At 57.3% G+C, this 11,560-nt stretch carries 10 protein-coding genes and 1 pseudogene; 5 read left to right on the forward strand and 6 right to left on the reverse strand.

Annotated features, from left to right (window positions below):
* Positions 1-3 precede the first annotated feature (3 nt).
* From mgtE to AC33YF_RS01710, 6 genes are all read right to left on the reverse strand, one after another.
* The gene (gene mgtE / locus AC33YF_RS01685; RefSeq protein WP_491775455.1) at positions 4-1,383 is read right to left on the reverse strand and encodes a magnesium transporter; all 1,380 of its coding nucleotides are present in this window, start codon (positions 1,381-1,383) and stop codon (positions 4-6) included.
* A gap of 195 nt (positions 1,384-1,578) precedes the next feature.
* On the reverse strand, positions 1,579-2,304 hold the full coding sequence (locus AC33YF_RS01690; protein ID WP_491775456.1) for an SDR family NAD(P)-dependent oxidoreductase: 726 nt from the start codon (positions 2,302-2,304) through the stop codon (positions 1,579-1,581).
* 37 nt (positions 2,305-2,341) lie between these two features.
* Positions 2,342-2,977, reverse strand: coding sequence for an NAD(P)-dependent oxidoreductase (locus AC33YF_RS01695; protein WP_491775457.1), 636 nt, complete (start codon positions 2,975-2,977; stop codon positions 2,342-2,344).
* A gap of 42 nt (positions 2,978-3,019) precedes the next feature.
* Entirely contained in the window at positions 3,020-3,292 is a 273-nt protein-coding gene (locus AC33YF_RS01700) for a hypothetical protein (protein WP_491775458.1), read from the reverse strand.
* 194 nt (positions 3,293-3,486) lie between these two features.
* Positions 3,487-4,386 carry a VHL beta domain-containing protein gene (locus AC33YF_RS01705; protein WP_491775459.1) on the reverse strand — a complete coding sequence of 300 codons (900 nt, stop codon included), beginning with the start codon at positions 4,384-4,386 and terminating at the stop codon, positions 3,487-3,489.
* Between the two features lie 107 nt (positions 4,387-4,493).
* Positions 4,494-5,525, reverse strand: coding sequence for a bile acid:sodium symporter family protein (locus AC33YF_RS01710; protein ID WP_491775460.1), 1,032 nt, complete (start codon positions 5,523-5,525; stop codon positions 4,494-4,496).
* A gap of 443 nt (positions 5,526-5,968) precedes the next feature.
* On the opposite strand from AC33YF_RS01710, the pseudogene AC33YF_RS01715 reads away from it, so the two are divergent.
* From AC33YF_RS01715 to AC33YF_RS01735, 5 genes and pseudogenes are all read left to right on the forward strand, one after another.
* Positions 5,969-6,829, forward strand: a pseudogene (locus tag AC33YF_RS01715) (ABC transporter substrate-binding protein).
* Between the two features lie 26 nt (positions 6,830-6,855).
* Complete coding sequence (locus tag AC33YF_RS01720; RefSeq protein WP_491775461.1) at positions 6,856-8,022, forward strand: alpha-hydroxy acid oxidase; 1,167 nt, start codon at positions 6,856-6,858, stop codon at positions 8,020-8,022.
* A gap of 195 nt (positions 8,023-8,217) precedes the next feature.
* Entirely contained in the window at positions 8,218-10,176 is a 1,959-nt protein-coding gene (locus AC33YF_RS01725) for a hypothetical protein (RefSeq protein ID WP_491775462.1), read from the forward strand.
* A gap of 116 nt (positions 10,177-10,292) precedes the next feature.
* The gene (locus AC33YF_RS01730) at positions 10,293-10,901 is read left to right on the forward strand and encodes a DUF502 domain-containing protein (protein ID WP_491775463.1); all 609 of its coding nucleotides are present in this window, start codon (positions 10,293-10,295) and stop codon (positions 10,899-10,901) included.
* Positions 10,902-10,939: 38 nt separating this feature from the next.
* The coding region (locus tag AC33YF_RS01735) for a haloacid dehalogenase type II (RefSeq protein WP_491775464.1) at positions 10,940-11,560 on the forward strand (621 nt) is incomplete at its 3' end.

Consider the following 11,560-nt stretch of genomic DNA (forward strand, 5'->3'; position numbering starts at 1 on the left):
CCTCTAAGCTAACCACAGGGCGGCGAGGCCAAGGAAGGCGAAGAAGCCGACCACGTCGGTCACGGTGGTGACGAAAACGCCGGAAGCGATAGCGGGGTCGAGGTCCAAAGCGTCGAGACCGAGAGGAATTAGGATGCCTGCCAGAGCGGCGGCAAACAGGTTGACCACCATTGCCACGCCGATCACAAGCCCAAGGCCGTCGCTGCCAAACCAAAAGATGGCAATCGCTGCCATGATGACTGCGAAGAGCAGTCCGTTCAGCAGACCGACAGCGCATTCGCGCCAGATGACCCGTATGGCGTTGGCAGGGCCGAGATCGTGGGTCGCAAGCGCCCGAACGGCGACGGTCATGGTCTGCGTCCCGGCATTGCCGCCCATGGATGCCACGATCGGCATGAGCACGGCGAGCGCAACCATCTGTTGGATGGTGGCCTCGAAAAAACTTATGACAACGGAAGCGAGGATGGCCGTAATCAAGTTGGCGACAAGCCAGCTGAAGCGAAGCCGCGTCGTCTCCCACACCGTATCGGCAACCGATTCATCGCCGACACCACCCATAGCCAAAATGTCTTCGGATGCCTCTTCTTGCACCACCTCGACAATGTCGTCGGCGGTTATGACGCCAACCAGACGTCCGTCGTCGTCCACGACCGGCGCTGAATTCATATTGTATCGTTCGAACCGATGAGCCACGTCCTCCTGGTCCGTGGCGACAGGTATCGGGTGCATCTCTTCGTCAATTATCGCTTCCATTTGTGTCGGTCGCTTGGACCTGAGAATCTTGTTCAGGGCCACGCAACCGATCAGGTGATAGGCAGGATCGACGACAAAGATCTCGTAGAAGCGCTCCGGTAGATCGTCTGCTTCGCGCATATAGTCGATGGTCTGCCCGACCGACCAGAAGGGCGGTACAGCAATGAGGTCGGTCTGCATCATTCGGCCGGCAGAGTCCTCTGGATATTCAAGACTGCGCTGAAGCGCTAGACGCTCGAAGTGCGGAAGCTTGGAGAGGATATTCTGCTGCTCGGCGCGATCGAGGTCTTCGAGCAGATAAACTGCCTCGTCCGACTCGAGCTCCTGCAGAGCCTCGGCAACTTGCTCAGGCGGCATCTCTTCAAGCACCTGATCGCGAACCGCCTCCTCGAGCTCGGGCAGCGCGGCAGCCTTGAACTCATCGCCAAGGGCTTCAATCAGATTGGCGCGATCGTCCTGGCGCAGAACTTCGAGAAGGTCGGCCAAATCGGCTTCGTGCAGATCGCGCGTGAGTTTCCGCACATGCGCCGTGTCTCCGGACTCGAGCGCATCGGTGACCGCATGGAGAAATTCGGGACGGATGTCCCCCTCCTCGTCGCGTAGGGGAAAATCACTAAACGCGTCCTGCATTGCCAGCCTAGCCCATCGGAGACTTCACTCTTCCGGTCCGCAGTGCATGAGCCTGGGTATGCTCGCAGTACCCAACGCCGACTCGACCGGAGTTTAGCCTGCTCGTGATATCAGGCCTTCTGGGCTGTGCCTATTGGAGATAGCCAATGACGAGCGCTATTGGGGGCTTTTCGCTGCGCAGACAGGCGCACGGTTTTACCAGGGTACAGCTGTCCCGCGCCAGTCGAAGAAACCACCGGTGTCGTAGGGTCCCAACGCGTCGATCACGGAGATCAAGCTACTCGCTGCCTCAGATGGTTGCTTGACGTTCAAGCCACTCCGCGAAAATGGCTGAGACAAAGGCGTGTCGACCGTGCCGGGATGCAAGGCGACGCAGACGGCCTCGGGTCGGCGTCGCTGAAGTTCTATGGAGGCGGTATGAACGAACTGGTTCAGAGCGCATTTCGACGCCCGATAGCCGTACCAGCCTCCAAGGCGATTGTCTCCAATGCTGCCAACGCGCGCGGATAGTGTCGCGAAGACGGCCTTGCCCGTCGACGGTAGCAGTGGAAGAAAATGCTTCATGATCAGGGCCGGCCCAATGGCATTCAACGCGAACGAACGGCTCAACGCCTCTGGCGTAATGTCTCGCCATGTCTTCTCCGGGCCCTGGTGTTCATCGTGAAGGAAGCCCGTCGCATCAATGACGAGGCGCACGTGGCCAAGTTCTCCAGCATGTCTCGCAGCCCGGGCGAGACTCTCCTCATCCAGAATATCGATGGCGGGGTCAGTACTGCGGCCAAGCTTGAGAATCTGATCGAATTGCCCGCGATACGCGATGTCACTCGAGAGTGCTTGGCCTATCCCGCCGGTCGCGCCGAGTACGACGGCTACGCCTCCTGCTGGAAAAGACTGGAGTGGATCTGACGCTGCGATTGACATCGGTTTGACGTAAATTAGCCGAAGGCTGGCGGAAGCCTCACCAAACGAGCACCGGCTCCTTGCCGATCATCTCATCGTTGTTGATTGCGCCAACAATAAAGTCCGCGACATCGGCGCGGGAGATAATCCCGTTGCGCCATTCCCGTGGCTCGTACAAGACCCTATAGCGGCCACTATGCGGACTATTGGTCAAGACCCCGGGCCGCACGATTGTCCAGTCCAGATTGCTTTGTTTGATGATGCGCTCCTGTACGTCCTTGTCGTCATAGGCTCTGCCGAGCATCAACCGGAACGGAATTGACTGGATCAAACCGATTGCATTTCTGCAGTCGCCAGCGCCAAATCCAGTCACTGCGATCAGTTGTTTGATGTTATGACGCTGCATCGCATCCACCAGCACGCGAGTTGCCTTCGAGAACAGATCGACAGGCTGAAAGAGCTCGCTGACCGGCACGCCGAGTGCCTGTACGACGACAGCGACGCCCTCTAGCGCAGAGTCCACATCCGACTCGATCCGGGCGTCGCCATCCCAGGTCTCAAGATGATCGGTTGGCGTAAAGCTCTTGCTCGCAGAGCGAGAAAAGGCGCGCACTGAGTGTCCAGCCTTAAGCGCGGCCGTTACGACCTCGCGGCCAATCCCACTGCTCGCACCGATAACGAGAACATGTGCCATTTTGGCGCTCCGTATTGCGCTCGCGCGAGTTGCGGGCAAGTCCTATTGATTATCGTTGGCTACCCTAACGGCGGCTGGCTTTGGGCGCCTGTTGGCGAGCGCAAATATTTCAGCTGTAAAGAAAAGCCCCACGAGCAAAATAGAGTGCGCGATGAGGCTTGGGCCCATCAACCAAGTGTAGCCGACCCACAGTGCGAAGATAGCCGACCACATGTAAGAGAGCAGCAGCATATAATGGAAGCTCACCATGCGCGGGAGATTGCGTAGTGGGTTTACGGACGGATCCATCACCGCCTTATACGCGTTGGTCACCATTAGAGTGATCCTTTTAGTACTTTGGCTAGCCACATGAGAGCCCAAACGAAGTTGTGAAGATCAACTATCGACGTGGGACGCCCGCTGCTTGAATTACCAGACTAACGCGTTGTCACCCCAACCAGATCACCGCGCGCCCGTGCTCGGACACACAAGCTTGTGATCACATTCGCTAGACAACTGGCGAGGCACAGCTAGTCGCTATCCTCGCCCAGCACTGGTGAAGGTGCCTCGATTTCGAAGATGCCGTCATCGTCACCCGCCAACACCATCTCGATACAATTTCCGGGGCCATCCGTTATCATCCATGCATGGGATTGAAACGTCGGCACCAGCGCTTTCTCTCCCTGATTGAGACCGGTGTTGTCTATGGGCAGGCCTTCAACATCGATCCACACGACACCTCGGTAGCCGTCCGACCGATTCACAAATGTGATCTTCACCGTTTTCTCAGAGCGCTCAGATTTGATCTTGCCGAACTCTGAGCAGGACACTGATTCTAGCCGAGGGGTATCGGCAGATACCGATGCCGGCTTTGCCCTTATCGCATCAACAGCCGTTGGCTGATCGGCGGTGCTTGGAGCGACCGCAGAGTTGCAACTCTGCGTAAACTCTCGAAGCGCACTGGCTGCACCGTCAAGTTGGAGCGTCTGCTCCTGTCCATCTGGAACACGGTAGGTCAGAACGCCCCCATTACTCATAGCCTGCCAGATCGGTGCTGAAGTAACGAGGGTTATCTCAAGACCCGATACACCAACTTCGGCATACTTGCCGTAAACACTTGCCACCGTCTCCTCGGTGACATCTCCCACGCTCAGCACCAGAGAAACATCTTGGTCCTCGGCGAGATCGACGGTGTCGTACCAGAGTACAACGCGCGGCGTGGCACCATCGGGGCCACCGCAAATCGCCTCGAAGGCGACCGCATCTGTATCTGGAATCCCATATGCTAGTATCACCGTGTCCGGTTGGCCTGGATAGTTGCTTGGGTAGCTGTCGACCGTCCAAGCCATCTGCTCTGCACGCAGGCAGGTCGTCCCGAAAACGGCAAGTCCCGTCGCAAAGCCGAGAACAAGCAAGACGCCAAAACGCATTGGGCGATTCTCCAAGGAATAAAGACTCGCTGACATCCACGAATGAAACTTACCCGTGGTAGCGCGCAGCACCAATCACCGAGCAGAATCTGCTCATTTCGCCGGTCTCACACAGGGCCCTGCTGTGTGCTGTCAGCTTCTTTGCGTAAGTCCGCCTCTCGTTCCCGCCCCCGACGTTTTCGACCTCGCATCGAGGCGGACGAACCCGCAACAATGGCAAGTCCGCTGAAGAACAAGACGACAAAGATACAACCGTCTCGCGCCGCGATAATCAGATTCGCATCTTCGCTATCTCTGTCGGCGAGCATCTCAGCTGGGAACATTGACGTCACGACCAAGAGCGCGAGGAGCCCGTTCTTGACAACCACTTCAATAACAATTGCCAGCGAGTCGCGATCGATGAGCCCCCAAGTAAAGGTGAAGAGCCGCGACAAATACAGTGCCCCCAAGCCGAAAACGACGATGATGGCGGGCCCAAGCCATCCATAGGGCCCAAACTGCAATCGCCCTGCCCCAAGCGAGCCGATGATGATCATCGCCAGCAACGCCAGGCTCGCTCGGACCATGACCTTCGTGAATAGAACCTGTTGCTTCGAATGGCTGAGACGCCGGCAGAGCATACCTGCAAGCAGCGGCGCAATCAGAAATTGCCCAATGTCCAACATAATCTGGAGTTTGTCGATCTCGAAATTACCGGGCACCCGAACGTTAACAAGCGCGGCCAAAACGATTGGAGTCGCAAATAGGCAGATGAGGGTGGTGACAGCCGTCAGCGACACAGACAACGCGACATTGCCGTTGCCAATGAAAGTAAGAAGGTTCGATAGCGAACCGCCGGGCATCGCCGCGATCAGAGCGATGCCAGTCGCAATGCCGATCGCACCCGCGGCGGTCAAGCCACCAAAGCCAGTCGGAAACAGGCTAATGGCGAACAATGTCAGCCCCGCCCAGATTGGAACAAGAACAAGCTGGGCGACTAGTCCGACAGCAAGTCCGCGCCAAGCGCTTAGGGTATTGGCAAAATCGCGAACCGTAAGCGTGGCGCCCATGCCAAGCATGGAAAACGTGACCATCGTCGCCGACAAGTAACGCTCATACTGGTCGAAATTTGAGAAGAACGATAAGGGTTGGTCGAGCATCTCGAGTTCAGCCTAAGCCCAGGCAGTACGCACTGGCGACGACGGCGCGTGAGTGTCAACGCCGCAAAGGGTTTGGATCGATACGGGATTGCATGGCAAGCGGAGGGTGTACAAGGACAATTAGCTAGACACTTCTCTACTCGAAGTCCTTACCAAAGCGCCAGTTCAAGGGTGGATATTTCTCGACGACTTTAGTCCCATCGGACGCCAACACGCCGCGAACACCCTGCCCGTCCGGATCGAGACTTCACAGTGTTTGACATTTATATTGCGTCTTAGCGAACACGGGTCGAGCGTTCTGTGAATGGGAGAATTTGAGTGCTGCCATTACGCCACTTTTCCACTCTCACAATCGCAGCCATTGTTTCCGCGCTGCAGCATTGGCGGCGATAGCCGAAGTGACGCCATCCTCTATTTCCGAAGGTCCATCCTCAGACCCTATCGTGTTCGCTCTTAATGATTGGGCGAGCCAGAAATTAACCTCAAGGATCATGGGCGGGGTGCTTCGTGAGGCTGGATACAATGTTGAATACAAGGCCGCTGACTATAAGACCCAGTTCCCCGATCTGGAGCGGGGCAAATTGACCGTGGCCATGGAGATTTGGGCCACGACGGGCACGCAAAACCTTGAAGCCGCTGTCGCAACGGGCAACGTGGAGAATCTCGGACCGACCGGTATGACGGCTAAGGAGGACTGGTGGTTTCCAGCCTACATGGTGGACCAATGCCCCGGATTGCCGGAATGGCGCGCCCTCCAGACTGCGTCCTGCGCGAAAGCCTTCGCAACGCCCGACACAACTCCTAAGGGCTTCTACCTCGGCGGCCCCGCGGATTGGGGAGGCCACGACGAAGGCCGGATCAAAGCGTTGAAGCTGCCCTTCGAAATGACGCACGCGAAGGCCGACAAGGAATTGTCGGAGGCGCTTGAGCGAGCCTATGAGAAAGAGTCGCCGATCATGCTCTGGGTCTACACACCGCATTGGACATCAGCAGAATTTGAAGGTGACTGGGTCGAATTCCCGGCCTATGAACCAGCCTGCTATTCGGATCCAGCGTAGGGTATCAACCCCGAAGCGCTTTACGATTGTGGTAAGCCCACCGGGCCCATCTGAAAAGCAGGCTGGGTTGAGTTGAAGTCGAAATGGCCAGGCGCCTATCGGGCGATCAAAGCGTACCGCATGAGTAACGAAGAGATGGAGAAAATGCAGGTGGCTGTCGAACGTAACGGTGAAAGCGCAGAGACAGTCGCCAACCGTTGGATAGCAGAAAACGAGACACGCTGGCGCGCTTGGTTAAAGGAATAGCGCTAGCGAAGCGCACGACTGACGCGATGAGCAAAAATGCCTCCCTAAATTACGATACGCGCTATCCGTCAATCGCGGCTCTTAAACAACGCGCGATGCGGCGCTTACCCAATTTTGCCTTCGACTACGTCGACGGCGCAATTGACGATGAGCTTGCGAAGCGGCGGAACCGGCAAGCATTTCACGAGGTACATCTAACTCCGCGATATCTTCGCGACGTGAGTTCTGTGGACACCAGCGTAAAGATCTTTGGCAACGAGTATTCAATCGGCTTTGGCGTATCGCCAGTAGGTCTCGGCAATATGATGTGGCCAGGTGCCGAACTGGCACTTGCAAAGTCAGCCCAGGCCGCGCGCATTCCCTACGTACTCAGCACATTTAGTACGACTGATCTCAATCTTATCGCGCAGCAAGCCCCTGATGTGTGCTGGTTCCAGCTCTATGTCCCTCGGAAGCTCGAGTTCATGGAGGATCTTATTGCGCGCGTGAAACGAGCGGGCTTTAACGCGCTGGTCGTGACAGTCGATATTCCCGTGGGCGCAAAGCGGAACCGGGAACTAAAGAACGGTCTGAAACTTCCCTACACACTAACGCCCAAGATGATCTGGCAGTCCCTCACCCATCCAACTTGGGCTTTGACGACGCTTGCCCATGGCGCGCCGGATTTCGTCAACGTCGCACGTTACCGAAGCGGTCCTGACGAAGGGCTGTCCGAATTTGTATCCAACATGACGATTCCTGGACTGCCTCTGGAGCGATTGCGGCGGATACGCGAACTGTGGGATGGGCCTCTCATCGTGAAGGGGCTGCAAGTCGAAGAGAACTTTCGGCAGGCTATCGACTGTGGCGCGGATGGCGTGATCATATCGAACCATGGCGGACGTCAGCTCGATGCCGCACCGGCAACAGTCGACACGCTTCGGTCATTGCCAAGCGATATTGCCGACAAGATCACAGTGATGATCGACAGTGGTGTGCGCACCGGGCTCGATGTCCTTCGCGCAAGAGCTTTGGGCGCGACGGCAGCCTTTAGTGGCCGGTGCTTCTTCTACGGCGTAGGGGCCCTCGGTGCTCCCGGAGCCAAGCAGGTCATTGAGATTTTCCGCGATGAAATCACGCGGACTCTGCAGCAGTTGGGGTGCCTGCGCTTTGAGGACCTCGACTCAAGCTGGTTAGCAAGTTCCGAAGGCTGACGGCTTCGCCGCTTGAGTTTCCCCGAAATCCACACTTTCGCGGAATTCCGGCCAAAATGGCCGGTATTTGAGTGCATAGGTGGTGAACTGGGCGACCGGAGTCGTCAGCGCCAAGAGGTCGTGCAAAGAAGGTTTTTTCGCCCACTTTTTCGGAGTAATCTCTCTGAACGACGAGAGAGTCGTAGCGGGGGCTCCATGCTGTCTGACCACCAGGCCCATGTACCTACTGCGATCGCAACTTTTCTGATCGCGTCGATTTTTCTTGTCTCATCGCACTTGCACGCCGGCGCTGAGGAAAGCGCTTCCGTTTGCGACGAATTCGGGCTTGCTGTGCTGTCAACGCCGGCATCGCCATGGACCGGGGCACCGCTACGTGTGATCGTTGCGAGCGAGAAGCCGCTTTCCGGTGAGTTGACGTTAATTGGCCCCGCCGGCGAGGTCTCCGCGAAGTCTTCCGACCTGCAAGGCGGACCGCCCTATTTCTGGTTCGCAGAGGTTACTTCTCCCAAGTCCGGCGCATGGCGAGCCAAGCTCACGCGGCAACAAGCATCCCAGGAATGCCAAGAAATCACGCGCGAAATCACAGTAGCTGCCAAGCGGCCACGAGGCGAGCGCGGCGCCAAGACGGTCTGGCCCATTCGCAATGCCTGGGATCGTTCGACTGAGAATCTCTATTCCGCCTGGATCCAGATGCTTTTCGATGCGCCCATTGAAGAGGACCTGTCTTGGAAGGCCATGGGTGAGGTCCTACACGATGAATCGAGGAACGTTTTGTTCAACCATCTCGGCCATCGCGAGGATCAAACCCGCGCCACAATACGTCCCGACTGCGCTGACCTTCCGTACTTCCTGCGCGCTTACTTCGCCTTCAAGATGGGCCTACCTTTCGGCTACGCGAAATGCACGCGCGGCGACGGCGGCAAACCGCCCAGGTGCACCAAGTGGTGGAACATTGCAAACGAAGAGCCGGTCGTCACGAAATCGGTCCAGCGACGCCGGTCTTCGAGGTCTAGTCGGGCCTACCGCAGCGGGTCCGCCCCCACATCCCGGGTGAGTTACCGCGTGCCACCTAGACCAAAGGGGCTCGTTCCCGGGTTTGAGCACTACCTGAGAAGGACCATTGCTGACGGCGTACACTCAGGCAACGGCCGGACGGCTGCAGACGACGACAATACGGATTTCTATCCGGTCCCATTGACCCGCGAAGCCTTACGACCGGGTACGATCTATGCTGACCCATATGGGCATATCCTCATGCTCGTGAAGCGCGTGCCGCAAACAGACGATAGTGCGGGCGTCTTCTTGGCCGTCGACGGTCAACCAGACGGGACGGTCGCTCGCAAACGATTTTGGCGCGGCAACTTTCTCTTCGCGCAAGACCCAGCACTCGGAGGCGCGGGATTTAAACGCATCCGGCCCATCGAGAAATCGAGCAACGGGTCGCTGCGCCGGCTGACGAATGCACAGATCAAAGACCATCCCGACTATGGCGACTTCTCGCTTGAGCAGGCCGAGATAGATGTAGAGACATTCTACGATCGCATGGATGACGTGATGTCGCCCGCGCCGCTTGATCCGATAAAGGCCATGACTGCGGCAGTCACTGCTCTCGAGGAGCAGGTGAACGCTCGCGTAAACTCCGTTGAGAATGGACGGAATTTCCTGGCAGGCAATCGGGGAACAGTCGCCATGCCAAAGGGCTATTCGATCTTCGAAACATCCGGACCGTGGGAGAACTTCGCGACGCCGTCGCGTGACTTGCGACTCCTGATTGCCATGGATGTGGTGCGCAAATATCCGCAGCGTGTTGCTAGGCGCCCCGAGCGCTACGCGATGCCGCACGGTAAGACGCCCGAGGAGGTCAAGGCAGAACTCGAGGAGGTACTTTTCACCGAACTCGAGAAACGCAAATTCTCCTACAAGCGCAGCGATGGGTCTTCTTGGACGCTCTCACTCGACGATTTGCTTGTCCGCATTCTCGACCTCGAGATGGCCTACAATATCAATGACTGCGCCGAGGTTCGCTGGGGAGCACTTGAGGGAAGCGAGGAAGCGGCCACGTGCAAACGTCGCGCGCCGAAGTCTCAGCGGCGAATCATGGCGAATGACTACCGCCCCTGGTTCAACGAGCGTCGCCGCCCACCCCGCGGCTGAGTCACATCTACTTGAAACCGATGACGTAGGTGGGCGTCTGCCGCAAAAGGCGAAGACGCTCTTCTCACATTTACCCGCGCTGCTAGGGTCAACAACAACGGTGGGAGGAGCAAACTATGAAGCTAGCGACGAGCCGAATTCGCAACAATCTCATCTTTGGCGCGATTGCTCTATTGCCTCTGCTGATTATCGCCTTCGCCTTCTATAAGGTGCACGGCGTCACAAAGAAGGCGGCAACCGCCATCGCGCCTGTCCTGGGCGACAGCGCATTGTATGGCACCGGTGTCATACTCCTGATGACGGTGCTCAGCCTTCTGTTGCTGTGCTTTGTCCTCGGAGCGCTCGTAACGTCGAGATTCGGCGCCAGCATTTTCAATAAGGTTCAGTCGGCCTTTGGACACGTCATACCCGGCTACGACGTTGTAACGAATCTGATGCGTGGCGTCGCAGGTGGCAAGAACGCATACCCGCCTGTCCTCGTCTCGTTGTTCGCGCCAGGGTCTTCCGTCCTGGGCTTTGTCATGGAAGATAACGGCGGCCCCTGCCTAACAGTCTTCGTCCCAAGCACCCCGGTCGCCACTGTCGGTACTTTGCATATAATTGAGCGCGATCGCGTGCAGATGCTGAACGTATCCAGCAAGGATGCCGCGGAATGCGTTACTCAATGGGGCATTGGCATGACCGCGTTGCTTGAGCCTGCGCAGTCCACCAAGCCGACAACATAGGTGTGCCCTGAGAGTTAACGAAGAAACGGAGCCTGAAAGTGCAACGCGACACTGTGCTATTCGACATCAACGAAACGGTCTTGGACCTTTCGCCACTCAAGCCGAAATTCGAAACAGCACTCGGAGATCGAAACCTGGTCTCTACATGGTTCGCCATGTTGCTTCATGCCTCCACCGTCTGCGCTCTGACGGGCGTGAAGACGAGCTTCGCAGAACTGGCAGGCGTCGTATTGGGCCGGCTCGCGGCTCTCAATGGCCGGGCATTGTCGCAGTCCGAGCGAAGCAACGTTCTCGGAACCTTTAGCAGCCTTGCGCCGCACCCGGACGTGCAGCCGGCGTTGAAAAGTCTGCAGTCACACGGCTACCGCACCGTTGCCTTCTCGAATTCATCGCGCGACTTGCTTGCGAAGCAGATCGGGAATTCTGGACTCGCCCCATATTTCGATTTTGTCCTCTCGGTAGAGGACACCGGTAGCTTCAAACCGGACATCAAAGTCTACGAGTTTGCTGCTGCGCAGTTAGATCGGCAAATTAGTGACCTTCGGCTCGTTGCCGCGCATGACTGGGACACCCATGGCGCCATGACGGCTGGCATGCAAGGGGCCTTTCTTGATCGCGATGGCGCGCCCTACAATCCGCTTTATAGAAGACCGGACCTA

The organism is Methyloceanibacter sp. (assembly GCF_058506495.1).